The organism is Algoriphagus winogradskyi, assembly GCF_900182815.1.
GTDB lineage: Bacteria > Bacteroidota > Bacteroidia > Cytophagales > Cyclobacteriaceae > Algoriphagus > Algoriphagus winogradskyi.
On sequence record NZ_FXUA01000002.1, the window covers coordinates 296,368 to 313,235 of the forward strand.

12 protein-coding genes are annotated in these 16,868 nt (G+C 41.0%); 5 read left to right on the plus strand and 7 right to left on the minus strand.

What is annotated here, in order from left to right; genetic code table 11:
* Positions 1–4: 4 nt before the first annotated feature.
* A complete protein-coding gene (gene ileS / locus QOL76_RS05650; RefSeq protein ID WP_283412538.1) occupies positions 5–3,379 on the minus strand; it encodes an isoleucine--tRNA ligase in 3,375 nt (1,124 codons plus the stop codon).
* 279 nt (positions 3,380–3,658) lie between these two features.
* Positions 3,659–4,765 (minus strand): Fic family protein, encoded by a 1,107-nt coding sequence (locus QOL76_RS05655; RefSeq protein ID WP_283412058.1) that lies wholly within the window; start codon positions 4,763–4,765, stop codon positions 3,659–3,661.
* 172 nt (positions 4,766–4,937) lie between these two features.
* Here QOL76_RS05655 and QOL76_RS05660 point away from each other — a divergent pair, with 172 nt between their 5' ends.
* Positions 4,938–5,969, plus strand: a complete 1,032-nt coding sequence (locus QOL76_RS05660; RefSeq protein WP_283412059.1) for a glycoside hydrolase family 43 protein — start codon at positions 4,938–4,940, stop codon at positions 5,967–5,969.
* Positions 5,970–6,138: 169 nt separating this feature from the next.
* Here the strand turns inward: QOL76_RS05660 and QOL76_RS05665 are convergent, their stop codons facing one another.
* On the minus strand, positions 6,139–7,383 hold the full coding sequence (locus QOL76_RS05665) for a M20/M25/M40 family metallo-hydrolase (protein ID WP_283412060.1): 1,245 nt from the start codon (positions 7,381–7,383) through the stop codon (positions 6,139–6,141).
* A 72-nt stretch (positions 7,384–7,455) separates the two neighbouring features.
* Between QOL76_RS05665 and QOL76_RS05670 the strand changes: the two genes are divergently transcribed.
* From QOL76_RS05670 to QOL76_RS05685, 4 genes are all read left to right on the plus strand, one after another.
* A complete protein-coding gene (locus QOL76_RS05670) occupies positions 7,456–8,565 on the plus strand; it encodes a TolB family protein (protein WP_283412061.1) in 1,110 nt (369 codons plus the stop codon).
* Between the two features lie 86 nt (positions 8,566–8,651).
* Positions 8,652–9,116 carry a hypothetical protein gene (locus tag QOL76_RS05675; protein ID WP_283412062.1) on the plus strand — a complete coding sequence of 155 codons (465 nt, stop codon included), beginning with the start codon at positions 8,652–8,654 and terminating at the stop codon, positions 9,114–9,116.
* Between the two features lie 130 nt (positions 9,117–9,246).
* On the plus strand, positions 9,247–10,173 hold the full coding sequence (locus QOL76_RS05680) for a mechanosensitive ion channel family protein (protein WP_283412063.1): 927 nt from the start codon (positions 9,247–9,249) through the stop codon (positions 10,171–10,173).
* Positions 10,170–10,559: a DUF2306 domain-containing protein gene (locus QOL76_RS05685; protein WP_283412064.1), complete on the plus strand. Its 390-nt coding sequence runs from the start codon at positions 10,170–10,172 to the stop codon at positions 10,557–10,559. The genes QOL76_RS05680 and QOL76_RS05685 overlap by 4 nt, the downstream gene beginning before the upstream one ends.
* Positions 10,560–10,586: 27 nt before the next feature.
* Here the strand turns inward: QOL76_RS05685 and QOL76_RS05690 are convergent, their stop codons facing one another.
* The 4 genes from QOL76_RS05690 to QOL76_RS05705 form a co-directional block, all read right to left on the minus strand.
* Positions 10,587–12,116, minus strand: coding sequence for a cryptochrome/photolyase family protein (locus QOL76_RS05690; protein ID WP_283412065.1), 1,530 nt, complete (start codon positions 12,114–12,116; stop codon positions 10,587–10,589).
* A 49-nt stretch (positions 12,117–12,165) separates the two neighbouring features.
* Positions 12,166–13,191 carry a PorP/SprF family type IX secretion system membrane protein gene (locus tag QOL76_RS05695; RefSeq protein WP_283412066.1) on the minus strand — a complete coding sequence of 342 codons (1,026 nt, stop codon included), beginning with the start codon at positions 13,189–13,191 and terminating at the stop codon, positions 12,166–12,168.
* A 3-nt stretch (positions 13,192–13,194) separates the two neighbouring features.
* The gene (locus QOL76_RS05700) at positions 13,195–15,237 is read right to left on the minus strand and encodes a T9SS type B sorting domain-containing protein (RefSeq protein WP_283412067.1); all 2,043 of its coding nucleotides are present in this window, start codon (positions 15,235–15,237) and stop codon (positions 13,195–13,197) included.
* 412 nt (positions 15,238–15,649) lie between these two features.
* On the minus strand, positions 15,650–16,693 hold the full coding sequence (locus tag QOL76_RS05705; RefSeq protein WP_283412068.1) for a PorP/SprF family type IX secretion system membrane protein: 1,044 nt from the start codon (positions 16,691–16,693) through the stop codon (positions 15,650–15,652).
* Positions 16,694–16,868: the final 175 nt, after the last annotated feature.

Genomic DNA, 16,868 nt, shown 5'->3' on the forward strand with positions numbered 1-16,868 from the left:
GCTATCAGGCTTTTTCTACCAAAACAGCTAGTTCAAAATCATCCATATCAAGCACCGTAGCTCCATCTAACGAAGGAGAAAGCTCCAAGTTTAACGCCTGTACTTCAGTTTGGATATATTCCCCAAAAGACTCTAGCGCATTTTTCACCAATTCGTTATCGTCTGCGATCTTGATGTTAATCTTATCCTGAACCTCCAGCCCCATATCTTTACGTAGGTTTTGAATCCGGTTTACAAGATCCCTTGCTACACCTTCTTGCTTCAATTCATCGGAAAGGGTCACATCAAGCGCAACTGTCACACCTTGATCAGAAGCCACAGACCAGCCAGGAATGTCCTGAGAAGTGATCAACACTTCTTCCAAAAGTAACTCTAAACTTTCGCCGTCTACATCCACGGAGATTTTACCTTCACGCTCTATTTCTGCAATTTCGGCTTGTCCCCACTTGTTGATAGCGGCTACTACAAAGCGCATTTTTGGACCTAGTTTCTTTCCAAGTACAGGAAGATTAGGCTTCACATTTTTCACTAAGATACCCGAAGCATCATCGATGAATTCTATGTCTTTGATATTCACTTCTGATTTGATCAACTCCTCTAGATGTAAAATCTGAGCTTTGGTCTTTTCTTTCAGAATTGGAATCAAGATACGCTGCAACGGCTGACGTACTTTCATCTTCTCTTTCTTTCTCAGGGAGTGAACCAAAGAAGAAATCGTCTGCGCCAATTCCATGCTTTCTTCCAGATCTTTATTGATCAGCCCAGCATCTACAGTCACCCAATCAGTAAGGTGGACAGAAGCCTTCGCATCAGAGCCTGATTCAGTCAAGTTTTGATATAACCAATCCGAATAGAATGGTGCAAATGAAGACATCAGCTGAGTAAGTGTTAGCAAGGATTCGTACAAGGTCTCATACGCCGCTTGCTTATCAGCATTCATTTCTCCTCTCCAGAATCTCTTACGAGCCAGTCGAACGTACCAGTTGGAAAGTTGATCTACCGTGAAACTCATGATCGCACGGGTAGCTTTGGTCGCATCGTAATTGTCCATCGCTTCTTCCACTTCAGCGATTAAGGACTGAAGCTTGGAAACAATCCACTGATCTAGCTCAGCACGCTCTGCCACTGGAACTGCTTTGGATTTGTCATAGACAAAAGCATCCAAGTTCGCATATAGCGCGAAGAAATTATAGGTATTCTGAAGTGTACCAAAGAAACGTCGTTGCACCTCAGTAACTCCATCCAGATTGAATTTCAAGTTATCCCAAGGATTGGCATTGCTTAGCATGTACCAACGCACGGCGTCAGGACCATATTCTTTCAGCGTTTTGAAAGGATCTACTGCATTGCCTAAGCGCTTGGACATTTTGTTGCCGTTTTTATCCAGCACCAGTCCGTTTGCAATCACATTTTTGAAAGCCACGCTATCAAAAAGCATCACTGCAATCGCATGAAGCGTAAAGAACCAACCACGAGTTTGATCCACGCCTTCCGCAATATAATCTGCAGGATAGTTTGCGTTGAAAATATCTTCGTTTTCGAATGGGTAATGCCACTGGGCATAAGGCATAGCTCCAGAGTCAAACCAAACATCGATCAAATCTGACTCTCGGAACATCTTTTCTCCAGAAGCAGAGACCAAAATCACATCATCAACAAATGGACGGTGAAGATCCAGCTCACGGCCTTCGTATGGAGACTTCTCCATAAAGCCCTTAGCAATAGATTCCTCGATAGCTTTTTCTAGTTCGGCTATCGACCCAATGCAGCGCTCTTCCTTACCGTCCTCAGTTCTCCAGATCGGAAGTGGCGTCCCCCAGAATCGGGATCTACTCAAGTTCCAATCCACTAGATTTTCCAGCCAATTACCAAAACGCCCGGTTCCGGTTGCCTCAGGCTTCCAGTTGATGGTCTTGTTCAGCTCTACTAATCTATCCTTGTATGCAGTGGTTTTGATAAACCAGCTGTCCATAGGATAGTAAAGTACCGGCTTATCAGTTCTCCAGCAATGTGGATAACTGTGCTCGTATTTCTCTACCTTAAAAGCCTTATTTTCATTTTTCAGGATGATCGAGATAATTACATCGGTGCTCTTAAAGTCCGTCGCATTCTCATCATCCTCGGTGTAGTTTTTCACATAAAAATCATCCACACCGTATTCTTTGTGGGCTGTGATCGCATGTTCGGCTACTTTTTCTACCAAGTATTCACCAACCATCGAAATGAATTTCCCTTGCTTATCCACAATCGGAAGATCCTTTCCTTGCTCATCTTTTACGAATACACCAGGCACATTATTCTGCGCCAAAGTTCTAAAGTCATCCGCACCAAAGGCTTTTGCCAGGTGGACGATACCAGTACCGTCTTCCGTAGTCACGTAGTCACCAGAAACAACCGTGAAAGCTGGATGCCCAAGTGCCAAACCTGCTATAGGGAACAGTTGCTCATATTCCCAACCTAGCATGTCCTTTCCTTTGAATTCCTCGATTAATTCGAAAGGAATCAACTTGTCACCGCCTTTGTAATCCTCCAATTTCAGCTCAGCTGCTTTTGGATTCAGGTAGGCATTCATTCTGGCTTTCGCCAAAATCACCGTGCAGGCATCGTAGGTATAAGGGTTGAAAGTCTTCACTTTCACATAATCCAAGTTCTCACCGATCGCCAAAGCTGAGTTGGCAGGCAAAGTCCAAGGGGTAGTCGTCCAAGCTAGGATATAAGTATTTTCCTCACCTTTCAATTTGAACTGAGCAGTGATAGAAGTGTCTTTGACATCCTTATATGTACCTGGCTGGTTCAGTTCGTGCGAACTCAAACCTGTACCAGCAGCCGGAGAATAGGGCTGAATTGTGTAGCCTTTATAGATCAGATCTTTCTCGTAAAGCTTCTTCAGCAAGCTCCAAACTGACTCGATATAGTTTGGCTCAAAGGTGATGTATGGATCGTCCAAATCCACCCAATAACCGATTTTCTCAGTCATCTCATCCCACTGATTCTTGAAGCGCATGACCGTCTCGCGGCACTTTTGATTGTATTCTTCTACAGAAATCTTCTTTCCAATATCCTCTTTGGTAATACCGAGTTCCTTCTCTACCTGTAATTCCACAGGCAAGCCGTGCGTATCCCAACCCCCTTTACGCTTCACTTGGAAACCTTGAAGGGTCTTGTAGCGGCAGAAAACATCTTTGATTGCACGTGCCATTACGTGGTGAATTCCCGGCGTTCCATTTGCTGAAGGAGGGCCTTCAAAAAAAGTAAATGTCTCCGCACCGTCACGGTTGGCTACTGATTGCTCGAAAATCTGGTTTTCTTTCCAGTACTTCAATACAGATTCCCCGATTTCGGGATAATCCACTTGTTTAAATTCCTGATATGTCTTCACTGTATCCTTTCTTAAGGGCAAGTAGGTGATAATTTATTTTTGGGCGTGCCCCCGTCTGAAAAAGCCGGGGTCGGGCTATCCGCTATATCCACTTCGCTTCGCTGTGTGGATGCCGCTTCTATCCCTCACGCAATCAAGGAAACATCCTCCTCAAAAGCAGGCACAAAGATAGGAGAAATCCCCCTTTTTGGGAGGGTCAATTGGAAAAAATGCCAGCTTTCAATAAATGAAGCAACGGGGTCAATTTTCCAATCTTCAAATTTTCCAATCTTTCGATAGCTAAAGCACCAACTCATAACTCACACTTCTTCCCCCACCTTGCGGCAAAAAGACGCCTAATTCCACCAAAGCCTGTAAATCCCGTGTGGCAGTCGCTTTGGAAGTTTTCGTAATAGCGATGTATTTCTTAGCAGTCATTCCTCCTTCAAACCCCGCTGGTCCTTCAGCCAGCATTCGATTGACAGCTTTGATCTGGCGATCATTTAATAACGCCTTAAATCGATCAAAAAATTTGACTTTTTGAAGGGTGAAATTGACCAATTGCTCGGCACTCAGCTGTGCATGAAAGACAGTTTCAGCAAAAAAATCCAACCAATCAGAGATTTCATTGGAGCTTTGTCCACTTTTCAATGCCTTGTAATACTCATTCTTCTTCTCTTCTATGACACTGGAAAGACTGATCAATGTGGCATGTCCTAATCCTTGATGCAAGGCTTTTTCTGCCAAAGCGCGGCCAATTCGTCCATTGCCATCCTCGAAGGGATGAATAGACTCAAAGTATAAATGCGTAATAGCAGATCGTATCAGGGGATTATTTATAGGCTCAGCCTTGTTTGGAGAAGTTTTGTTAAACCAAGAGATAAAAGCTGCCATCTCCGAAGGAACCAGTGCTGACGGAGGCGCTTCGAAATGCACAATTTCTTTTCCAATAGCTCCAGAAACCACCTGCATGGGCGAAGAATCCGCCCGCCATTGGCCAGCTCGTACATAACGATTGCCTTCCATGAGCAGCTCATGCCATTCGAAAAGCATCTCTTCTGTCAATTCTTGAGCAAATTCCGAACGTACCTTGATCATCAGCTTGGCAATGCCTTTTGCCCGCTGATCCTTTACAAGTAAGGGCTGCTCCTCGTGTATCCCAAGATTCTTTTTGATAGAAGACATTACGTCTGGTCGGCTGAGAAACTCACCTTCGATCTCGGAAGTCTTGATAGCTTCCATCACCATCATTTCAATTAGCAGTTCAGTCTGATTTCCTTCTGCCAAACCAGTGAGTAAGCCAGACATTTGCCCAGATTTCATGAGAAAATCAAGCAGTATTTTCCCAGCCTTACCTTCCGTGTAAGTGAATGTTGGCCAATCTGACTGTTCCCAATTATAACTCATAAGCCGAATATACAACTTATTCGGCTCATAATATCTAGTATTTTGAGCCGAATAATGTATTTATTCGGCTCACGAAAAGAAAAACTCCATAAATCCTCACTTTTCCACCAGACGTATCTTCATTTCATTCACTCTTCTTAAATTTCCCATTCATTCGACTTGAACCTCACTTATGAACCTTAGCTATTCTTTATTATCAGGAAGCCTTGTATTAGCATTTGCTTGCTCGTCTCCAAAAGAAGTGGAAGAAACAGAAGCTCCAAAACTTTCGGGAAATCCAATTGTCGAAGGTTGGTATGCCGATCCTGAAGGAATTGTTTTTGGGGATGAATATTGGGTTTACCCAACCTACTCAGCTGGTTACACTGACCAACTGCACTTTGATGCATTTTCTTCCAAAGACTTAGTGACTTGGGAAAAGCATGAAAATATTCTGGACACTGCAGCGATCAAATGGGCTAGACAAGCCATGTGGGCACCGGCAGCAATCGAGAAAGACGGGAAATATTATCTCTTCTTTTCGGCAAATGACATCCAGCGCCCAAGTCGTGATGGCTGGGATCCGAATAATGACATCAATCATTTTGGAGGATTAGGGGTCGCGGTAGCTGACTCACCTGGAGGACCTTTCAAAGACCATATTGGCAAGCCTTTGCTTTCGGAGTTTTACAATGATGCACAGCCAATCGACCAATTTGTATTCAAGGACACCGACGGGACTTATTATATGCTTTATGGAGGTTGGAGTCATTGCAATATTGGTAAGCTAAATGCTGACTTCACAGGATTTGAACCTTGGGTAGACGGTGAGCTTTTCCATGAAATAACCCCAGAGGGATACGTAGAAGGTCCATTCGTGTTTATCAGAGAAGGAAAATATTACTTCATGTGGTCTGAAGGAGGCTGGACAAATGACAGCTATAAAGTCGCGTATGCTATGGCGGACAAGATTACTGGACCATGGAATCGAATTGATACAATCTTAGAATCAGACACGACGATTGCAACTGGAGCTGGCCATAATTCGGTCATTCAAAAGCCAGGAACTGATGATTGGTATATGGTCTATCATCGACGTCCAATTCCAAATGAAGGAAGAGATCACCGAGTGACTGCAATAGATGTATTGGAATTCAACGAAGACGGAACAATCAAGCCAGTCAAAATGACCTTTGAGGGAGTAGAAGCAAATCCAATTGATTAAACCCTTGAATAAAAGAGTATCTGCAAGCCTTTGAATATGGAGAAGGAAAGTAAAATATGAAAACCCTTATTTTACCTTAATGGTAAAAGGTAAAACAAAACCCCGGGATTCATGAGATCTCGGAGTTTATTTTTTACACTCTTCGTTCTAAATTCAAGCTTCTTGGCTCTTAAAAAACCACTTTCACTTCCTTTTTCTCCCCATCTCGCTCATAGCCTAGAAGTACTTCGTCTCCTTTTTGGAAAGCACTCAGAGCACGCATGTAACTCATCATATCCACAATTGTAGAGTCGCCCATTTGCAGGACAACATCGCCTTTCAAAAGACCTGCTGCCTGTGCTGGTTTATCCTCAGATACCCCGTCGATTCGCATTCCTTTTCCATCATAAAGGTAATCTGGCACTACACCCAAGGAAACTGTAAATCGTGGAGAATCGCCATTGCTATCTTTTGTTTTGGTGAAGGCAAGCTTTGGTTCGGCATCCAGTTGATCTACTAAACGATCAATGAATTTCACAACAAGTAATAAGCCATCATAATTGATCAATTCGGCATCATCCGAAGGCTTGTGATAGTCTTCATGCTGGCCGGTGAAAAAGTGAAGTACTGGCAAATCCTGTAAATAAAAGGAAGTGTGATCGGAAGGACCCACTCCAGATTCTGAAGTTACTAATTTAAGACTATCAGCATTCGCCACATCCAATGCAGGAACGAAGCTTGGACTGGTTCCAACTCCATTAATTGCCAGCGTCTTTTCAGCATTTAATCGACCAACCATATCCATGTTGATCATGTAATTCACATTTTTGAGATCTATTGTAGGATTTTTCACGAAGTAATTTGAACCCCAAAGACCATTTTCCTCTCCCGAAAATGCTATGAACAGGAAGTTACTTTTATGTTCTTCATGCTTCAGAATTCTAGCCAGAGCTACCAAAGCGGCCGTACCACTGGCATTGTCATCGGCTCCATTGTGGATAGCCGAATCACCACGATGAAGGGAACCTTGTCCGCCCATTCCCAAGTGATCAAAATGCGCTCCGATTACTATCGTATTTTCAGACTTGTTGTCAATAAAACCAATTACGTTTCTGCCCTTTACTCCTTCGCCATCTGTACCGATTACTGCTTCCTCATGAGGATTTGATGGCTTTGATACGGTAAATGCCTGGAAGTACTCCTCAGTTCCCTTTGGCTCAAGCCCGATTTCTTTGAATTCGGCAGCCAGATACTCGGCAGCTTTCTTCTCGCCTTCTGTACCAATGGCTCGACCTCCAAGATCATCTGCAGCTAGATAGGTCACATCTTCCTTTAATCCAGCTTTTAGGCTTTCATCCGTCGGAGCAGTATCACAACTCCAAGTAAATAATGTTACTGCAACTGCTGCAAGTGTATGTTTAGGTAGAAATTTCATGCTTTTTATCATCTTTTGGCAAAGATAATAAATGGTAACTTTGTGCAGCAATACTAAAAAATCAATTCAAAAATGAGACAAATCCTTGTTGCCCTCCTGCTACTTTCTTTTGCCTGCAGCCCCAAAAATGATGTTCAAACAGAAATAGAAACTGAAGTTCATTCGGCATCCGATTCTTTATTGTTGACACCAGAAGAAATGAAGTATTTGAAAAATATCAAACAATTGACTTTCGGAGGAAACAATGCAGAAGCATATTGGTCTTTTGATGATTCAATGTTGGTTTTTCAATCCGACTATAGTGAGTGGGGAGCTGAATGTGACCAAGTTTTCTATACAAATTGGAAAACCGATGATCTGCAGAATTCTCAGCCAAAACGACTCAGTACTGGATTAGGAAGAACGACATGTTCCTATTTTCTTCCAGACAATAAAAGTATAGTTTATGCCTCTACGCACCTTGGTGGTGATAATTGTCCTCCAGTTCCTGAGCGCAGAACTGATGGAAAATATGTTTGGCCGATTTATGATTCCTTTGATATTTTCACTTCTGATCTGGAAGGAAATATTATTTCCCAGCTGACGAATGAACCTGGGTATGATGCCGAGGCGACGGTTTCTCCAAAAGGTGATAAAATTGTGTTCACTTCTTTGAGAACAGGAGATTTGGAGCTTTACACTATGAATATCGATGGTACAGATGTGAAGCAAATCACTTCCGATTTAGGATATGATGGAGGAGCATTTTTCTCGCCTGACGGAAGCAAAATCATCTGGAGAGCATCCCGCCCAACTTCTGATGAAGATGTAAAGGAATACAAAGATTTACTCGAGGAAGGTTTGGTAATGCCTACCAGCATGGAATTATATGTAGCAAATGCCGATGGAACTGACGTGAAAAAAATCACAGATCTCGGCAAAGCCAACTGGGCACCTTTCTTCCATCCATCTGGCGAGAAAATCATTTTCGCTTCAAATCACCAAACCGAAAGAGGTTATCCGTTTAATCTTTTCATGATTAATCTGGATGGAACAGGGCTGACTAGAATTACCCATGACGGTACTTTTGATGCATTTCCAGTATTCTCAAACGACGGCAAATATTTAGTATTCTCTAGTAACAGAAATAATGGAGGTACCAGAGACACCAACCTTTTTGTGGCTGAGTGGATCGGTGATTGATATCTGCACCCAATCGATTATAGTAAGACCGTCAAATTTGGCGGTCTTTTTGTTTTTATTACACTCTAACCAACTGAAAAATAGCTATGAAAGCTTTATCCACACTATTTTTCGCTGCTTTAGTAATGTCAGCGTGCAAAGGTCCTAAGGAAGATACCCCAGTTGAGGTAGCATTTTCCCCAGATGAAGAGCATGTTGAAGAAATCAACACAGAATGCTTTCGATACTATGGGGACAAAGATACTGTACTACTTACTACTCATGTAGACGGTATGAAAATCACGGGTACTTTAGACTATTCGCTCTTTGAAAAAGATAAAAATACTGGGACTATCGAAGGAGAAATCCGTGACGATTTGATTATTGCTGAATATACTTTTATGTCAGAAGGAGTCACTTCAAACCGCCAAGTTGTCTTTAAGAATACTGAAGAAGGCTGGAAAGAAGGCTACGGAGAGATAAAAACTGTGGATGGAATCCCAGTTTATGTAAACATGGATTCTTTAGATTACAGTCATCAAATAGCACTTACTCCTGTTCCTTGTGATTAGTACTAGAGTAGCCATTTTTGGCTTTTTAATCTCAATTCCCTAATTTCTAAGCTGAACTCACCCAAAATGCCTTTTTCAGTGACTGGATTTTTCAGTCCAACTTAGTTCCACCCTTTTTCAAATTGAGTTTATGAAGTACTATTACAGATTAATATTTCCATTTTTGGTTACCCTTACTTTGGCATTTTCAAAGTTTTATTTTGGTACGGAGTCCAAAGATTGGGAAGGTGCATTTGCCTACCTACCTCATATCAATACACTTCTTATTATTTGTGGATTTACCTGGTGTTTATTGGTAGGAATGCAGATTGTCAAAAAATTGTTTTTGAAGCAATACGATATTTCTCAGGAGGATAATTTGAGAGCTAGAAAAGTATTGACTCAAATAAATATGCTGGTGAAAATAGCAAACTTCATCATCATTTTACTTGGAATAGGTTTGATTTTGGTCTCTTTCGATTCTGTCCGGAAAGTGGGTGTAGGGTTCTTTGCCTCTGCAGGAGTTGCAGGTATTATTATTGGTTTTTCAGCTCAGAAAGCTATCGGTACCTTGATAGCAGGTATTCAGATTGCGTTTACTCAGCCTTTTCGACTAGAAGATGCTGTAGTGGTGGAAGGCGAGTGGGGTTGGATCGAAGAAATAAATTTGAATTACATCGTAGTTCGCATCTGGGATTTGAGAAGGCTGGTGCTTCCGACTACTTACTTCTTGGAAAATCCTTTTCAAAACTGGACTCGAACTTCAGCCGATTTACTCGGTTCAGTGTTTCTTTACACCGATTACACCGTGCCGTTTGATGAGCTGAGAAAGGAACTAGATCGAATTTTGGAAACAACCCCGCTTTGGGATAAAAAAGTGAAAGTACTCCAGGTGTCTGATGCTAAAGAATTTACAGTAGAAACCCGTATTTTGGTAAGTGCTAAAAATTCCCCAACGGCCTGGGATTTAAGAGTATTTGTTAGAGAGAAAATGATTGAATTTATCCAGAAAAACTATCCTGAAAGCCTTCCAAAAACCCGAGTAGAAATGACCCAAAAGCCTATAGCCAAATCGTGATTATTGATATGCTGATGTATAGCCATTTGGCTACAGTCGTTCCTTGTATTTTTATAGGAGCCTATCTACTCCTCAGTAAAAAAGGGGGTAAAGTTCATCGAACTTTGGGGAAGATCTATATGATATTAATGCTGCTCACGGCGTTTATTGCTATATTTTTAGAAGCTCAAGTTGGGCCTAAATTAGTTAATCACTTTGGCTACATTCACCTTTTCTGCTTGCTCGTATTTTGGACTGTTCCTACTGCTTATCTAGCTATCCGAAAGGGGAAAGTTAAAACTCACCAGCGCAAAATGATCTTACTTTATATAGGCGCCATCATTTTGGCTGGAGGATTTACTCTTGCGCCTGGAAGGTATTTACACGAAGTTTTTTTCGGGGGTTGAAAGGTTAAATTTGCCTTCATTTCAAAATTATAAAGCATCCAAACTCTTCAAATATTCTTCAGCCTGCTTCAATAATTCCTCCTTATTTTTCAATTTATCCAACGTGCGATAAGCCATTCCAATTCTTGGGTTATTCTCCAATTTTTCCCTGTTTCTTTCATAGAAATGCCAATAGAGACTATTGAAAGGGCAAGCTCCTTCTCCAACTTTTTTGGTATGACTATAGGCGCAATGAGTGCAATAATTACCCATTTTATGGATGTAATTCGCCGTGGAAACGTAGGGTTTAGTGCCTACAATTCCTCCATCAGCAAATTGGCTCATTCCTCTTGTATTGGTGATTTCAACCCATTCAATTGCATCAATATACACTCCCAAATACCATTGATCTACCTCATCTGGATGAATTCCGGCTAGCAAAGCAAAATTTCCTATGACCATTAATCGCTGGATATGATGAGCGTATGCCAATTCTAAGGACTGTCCAATTGAATGGCTTAGGCATTTCATTTTGGTTTCTCCTGTCCAAAACCATTCTGGTAATTTCCTCTGATTGTCGAAGAAATTCATGTTTGCGAAATCCGGCATTTTAGCCCAATAAATCCCACGCATATATTCTCGCCAGCCTAGAATTTGGCGAATGAATCCTTCTACCTGAGATATATGAATTTCATCTTGGTGTCCTTTCCAATATGTCTCTACCTCTTGCACAACTTCTAGCGGAGAAAGCATTTTGGTATTTAAAGCAAAACTTAGTCTGGAGTGAAATAGAAAAGGGTCCCAAGTAGTCAACGCATCTTGATAGTCTCCAAAATGCACTAGTAGATGCTTACAAAAATGACTTAAGACTTCCAGACTTTCTTCCCGCGAACAAGGCCAGGTAAAAGATTCCTCATCTAGTTGCCCAATAGTTTTGACCTTAGCCTTCTCAAGCATTTTCAGGATGTCAGCTACCTTTTTAGGATGAAGTTTTGGCTTGCGCAAAAGCCGTTTGTCCTTCAAGGCAGACCTATTCGAATGATCAAAATTCCATTTTCCCTGAAGAGGTTCTTTTCCATCCATGAGGACATTAAAGTCTTTTCGCATTTGTCGGTAAAAGCTTTCCATCAAGAAAGTCTTCTTGCCTTTGAAAAAGTCTTCGACAAATTCTCTTTCGGTCAAAAAATGCTCTGAATCAACACTTCGGCATGGAATGGATAGGTTCTTACTGATTAATTTCAATTGCTTATCCAATCTGTACTCGTCAGGTAGCTGGTATTCGAACTGATCAAAGCTGCCTTTCTTTACAAACGATTTAATCATTTTCTCCAAATCCTGAGAGTTGCCTTCTTGATCCAGCTGCACATAGTTGACCTTGTGTCCCTGAGTTTTAAGATGCTCCGCAAAGTTTCTCATGCTCAGAAAAAAAGCCACTACTTTTTGAATATGATGCGGCACATAGTCAGTCTCCTGTCTTAGTTCAAGCATAAGATAAGTCACAGACGCATCTTTTTCTTCAAACCAGGAATGCTGGTAATTCAGCTGATCACCGAGTATTAATCGTAATGTTTTGGGCATAAAAAAAGGGCTTTCAATTAAAAGCCCTTTTCCTACTACTTTGTTTTACTCAATATTTGAAACAAGGCATAGAGGAAGTTCTTCCAGCTCCGCGCTTATTTGTAGCAAGGAAACTGTAACGTATGCTGATCTCATGAGCACCGCCAGTGTTTGCATTTCCAAGGGAAGAAAGTGTGAAATCATGGCTATAGCCTACATCAAGTCCTCCTCCCAGAGAAATTCCTACCAATCCAATGACTGCTTCATGGTTTGGTAAATTGTCTTGCTGCACAGGAATTCCTCTATACCATACACCTAAAACTAGTGGTTGAATGTTCACCTGAGCTCCCACATCCAGTTGGGAAAAGGATCCTTGATTCTTATAATTAAAGGCAAATGTCAATTCTCTGGTTCCAAATCTTTGATTTAAATATTCGCTAGAACTACCTCCGGAAAGATCAAATTTCACTCCACCATGTGCTGAGATCTTTAGTGGTAGTCTGCTGTTGGCGCCATCCATAAATGAAATATTTGGCTGAGTCAAGTGATGCCCTGCAAGACCTAACCATAGGTTTTCGTTGTGAAAAACCATTCCAAAGCTGTAATCCATAAACTGATGACTGATGCCATCACCTAGACTTTCTCCACTATTTCCACCAACAGCTCCTGTTTGATCGTCGATTTGGCTTCCGAAGACTAAATCCCCGAAGTAAGCATCTCTATCCATGTAGCTTACCTGTCCACCCATTCTTAAAAATGATCTAAATCCTAATCTCATTCTATAAGAATATGTAGCCCCAATTTCAGTCATGCTCAGATTTGCCATACTTTGCTCAGACCTGTTGACAATTAGCCCCACACCGCTATTTGCGCCGAAGATGTAATGATCAGCATAAGCTGAATAGGAATTGAATGATTGATCTAGTCCAGGCCATTGGTTTCTGTAATTGACACCGATTGTTGTCATTTCGGAAGCACCTGTCATAGCTGGATTTAAATACAATGGAGCAGCATAAAACTGTGAGTATTGAATATCCTGAGCATTCGCTGTCAAGCATACTATGCACAGGGTAAATAGCAGATAAACGTTTTTCATATTCTATCTAATAAGGGTGACTCCTCCTGTCTTGGTGAATTGCTCACCATCTTTGGAGGTGTAGGTGATTTGATATAGGTAATTGCCAGGGGGTGATGCCTGACCTTGGTGTGTTCCATCCCAGCCTTTAGTTTCAAGGCTGTTGGTGGAATAGATTTTCTCCCCCCATGTGTTGAAAATAGTCATGGAGAATTCGGTTAAGGCTCTGAGTTTGGGGATAAACATATCGTTCAGGCCATCTCCGTTGGGGGTGAAAGCATTGGGTATGGTAATAAATTCTAGAGGGGCATTTACTTGGATGATATTTTTCTCAGTACTGGAACAGCCATAGATATCGTAAGCAGTGAGAATAACTTCGAAATTTCCTGCAATCTCAAATTTGTGAATTGGGTCTTTTTCTTTAGAGGATTTTCCATCTCCAAAAGACCATTCCCAGCCTATAAATTCTTCGGAAATGATACTTTCGAAGATGATTTCCTCGTCAACTTGAACTTCTGGTTCGCTGTTGATTTCTAACTTTCTATAGTCAAAATCAAGTCTTCCAGCCTTATTAATTTGAGAAGGGAAATCTACTCTTACTTCCGTTTGAGCAGTACAGCCTAAAGCGTCTGTTATTTGGACTTTGAGACTACCTGAAGAGTTGAAATTGATTTCTCGAGCATTATTTTCTCCATTGCTCCAAGAAATTTTGTATGGTTGTACTCCACCTTGTATTGATACCCACGCCACTCCGGTGATGGTACCAATGGTACAATCCACATCTAGGGCAGTTTCTATTCTTGCTTGTATTGGCTCAGCGTCCGCGATGGTAAATGATTTGCTCACGGTACAACCACTTTCATCTGATACTAAAAGTTGGTAAGTGCCAGCAGACAAATTCTCTCTATTTAAGCCAGCAGATGGATCGTCTAGCCATTTTGTAGCGTAGTTTCCTGAATTGCCTTTCACTTTTAATCGGATGGTTCCGGAATTTGAACCAGCACAGGAAATATCAGTTTGCTCTATTAATTCCAATTCGAGTGCTGAAGCTGTGCCAAGTGTGAAATGTTTTTCTACAGTACAGCCTAGTGCATCTGTAACCTTAAGAGAATAATTTCCGGCTGTTGCACCACTTAGCTTGGAAGAAGTCTGGCCGTTACTCCATATATAAGTATAGGGTGCAGATCCACCTTGAATAGTCACTTGGATTTCTCCATTCCCTGCACCAGCACAACTTTCTGGTAAAAGCTTTTCTTCTAGCTGAATTGAGGTTGCTTCTTTGATAGAATAGGAAGCTTGAAATGAGCAACCTGTCTGGTCTTTTATTAAGACACTGTAGGTACCTGCTGCAAGATTGCTTAGATTTTGGGAGGATGATCCGGTATTCCACTTATAGGTATAAGGTGCCTGACCACCTTTGATGTCCAAATTTATTGACCCATTATTTTGGCCAGAGCAACTTAAGTTTTCAATGACTTCAGATACTTGCATTCCTTCTGAGGCAGCTTTGATCTCGAATGAAGTGGTGACGTCACAATTGAATATGTCTGCAATGGTTACAGAGTAAAAACCAGGCGCGAGATTAGTTACCTCCCAGGTATCTTTCATGCCATTACTCCAGGTGATTTGGTAAGGTTCTCCTCTACCTACTTTTACACTTATTTTCGCCGAACCGTCATTTCCCGAGCCGCATGAAGCATCTGTTTTCTCGAGCGGATTAAGAATTAGGGGGTAAGGCGGCTGAACTACGATCCTTTCTATATGTACAGTGCCGGCTGCATCTGTAATTTCTACTGTATAAGTACCTGCGAATAAATTGGTTCTGTCTTTGGTAGTCTCCAGAGTGTTCCAACGATAAGTATAAGGAGCTAACCCTCCTTTAACATCTAGTATAATGCTGCCTTTTTCGCTATGTGAGCAAAGTGCAAGCTTTCCTGAAACCTCTACAGAGATTCCGTTTGTAGCAAGTATTCTATTATTATCACTATCCAATGCTGCCTTTTCCGCACGCAGCTGGGCTGAAGCAGGGATACAGATCATCACACTCAATAGGAGTGGGAGTATCATCAGGCCATATGTTGAATATACCTTTTTCAAGAGCTTTGTAGTTGAGGGAAGCTGGGTGACTTTTCAACTTTCTAAAATTGTCTTATAAATCAAGATTACTGCATTTCATTTTTAAGAATATTATTTTATGTATATCATATACAACAAAATGATATTCTTTTAAATGGGGCGTATTCCGAAATAAGTATAGAATTATTCTTTTATGCAAGCGGTTGATGAAAAGTCGCTAAAACGAAATGCATCTAAAAAAAGTATTATTTTTCCTTATAAATTACCATAGTCAAAAAAAGTAGGAAATGATGCTTTTTTGTTATTGTAAAAATGAAAAAGCCTCAAAAAGAGGCTTTTAAAAAAAAAATTGTGAATATTTTAAATTTTTTTTCCTGAAAGGTATAATAAGTTGTTATCCAGCTTAATACTTGAAGCAAGGGATAATTCGATCTCTTAGATTTCTGCTCTTAGAATCTCCCCATAAAAATGAATAAGTAAGGGAAATCTCATGCGCACCACCACTATTTCTAAGACCTAATTTTGATATGGTTACATCATAGGAGTAACCAATATCAAGCCCATTTTCGAGAGAAACACCGACTAAGCCAATGAAAGCTTCATTATTAGGAAGGTTATTTTTTGTGGGGATTCCGCGATACCAAATCCCAAGGACTAGCGGCTCTAGAAAAAATTGTGCTCCGATGTCTAATTGATTGAAAGGGTCTTGTTGTTTGTAGTTGAAAGCAAAGGATACAGATCGCTCTGAAAAAGAATGGGTGAAGTAATTTCTTCTACCTCCACCAAGGTCAAACTTAATTCCACCTTGCGCAGATAGTTTCATAGGCAGTTTTGAAACTTGACCTTCTACGAAAGATGTATTTGGCTCCGAAAGATGATGAGCTGAAGCTCCGAGCCAGATCCTCTTAGAATAAAACATGCCTCCAATGCTATAATCCAGAAAACTGTATCGACTATCGATAGGAATTCCATTGAGTTCATCCGTGATTCCGCCAACCGTTCCATTGATGATATCAATCTGAGATCCAAATACCAAGTCTGAGAAGAATGCATCTCGTTGCATATAACTGACCATACCTCCGACTCTGAAAAATGTATTTTCACTCAATTGCAATCGATATGCGTAAGAAAGACCGATTTCATTGGTGGATAGGTTTGCCAAGCTTTCTTGGCTTCCGTTAAATATTAATCCAATACCACTATTATAGTCAAATATATAATGATCAATATAAGCTGAATAGGAGTTGAAATTTTGGTCTAAGCCTGGCCACTGGTTACGGTAGTTTACCCCTATACGGGTAAGTTCACTGGCTCCAGTTAAAGCAGGATTTAAGTATAAAGGTGCAGCGTAGAATTGAGAGTACTGGGTATCTTGAGCTATTACATCGGACAAAATGCAACAAATAGCCCCTATAGTAATAAATACACCGAATATCCTCCTGAACATAGACAATTACGCCTTTACCAGACAAATTTATGCATTTGTTAACTGGCAAGGGTTATATTATTATGAATTAACGACTTGAAACACCTAGGGCTTATGATTGGGGCTCAATCAAATGAGTTTCAAAGCATTGTTTTTGAAGCACTACCAATTTGTAGCGCATTCGAATTAATGCTAC

Bases quoted from the DNA above. Each gene is read 5' to 3' on its own strand.
- QOL76_RS05675 (WP_283412062.1), top strand. From the start codon at position 8,652: ATGAAAGCTTTATCCACACTATTTTTCGCTGCTTTAGTAATGTCAGCG.
- QOL76_RS05695 (WP_283412066.1), bottom strand. From the start codon at position 13,191: ATGAAAAACGTTTATCTGCTATTTACCCTGTGCATAGTATGCTTGACA.
- QOL76_RS05670 (WP_283412061.1), top strand. From the start codon at position 7,456: ATGAGACAAATCCTTGTTGCCCTCCTGCTACTTTCTTTTGCCTGCAGC.
- QOL76_RS05700 (WP_283412067.1), bottom strand. From the start codon at position 15,237: ATGATACTCCCACTCCTATTGAGTGTGATGATCTGTATCCCTGCTTCA.
- QOL76_RS05680 (WP_283412063.1), top strand. From the start codon at position 9,247: ATGAAGTACTATTACAGATTAATATTTCCATTTTTGGTTACCCTTACT.
- QOL76_RS05655 (WP_283412058.1), bottom strand. From the start codon at position 4,765: ATGAGTTATAATTGGGAACAGTCAGATTGGCCAACATTCACTTACACG.
- QOL76_RS05705 (WP_283412068.1), bottom strand. From the start codon at position 16,693: ATGTTCAGGAGGATATTCGGTGTATTTATTACTATAGGGGCTATTTGT.
- QOL76_RS05660 (WP_283412059.1), top strand. From the start codon at position 4,938: ATGAACCTTAGCTATTCTTTATTATCAGGAAGCCTTGTATTAGCATTT.
- QOL76_RS05690 (WP_283412065.1), bottom strand. From the start codon at position 12,116: ATGCCCAAAACATTACGATTAATACTCGGTGATCAGCTGAATTACCAG.
- QOL76_RS05665 (WP_283412060.1), bottom strand. From the start codon at position 7,383: ATGAAATTTCTACCTAAACATACACTTGCAGCAGTTGCAGTAACATTA.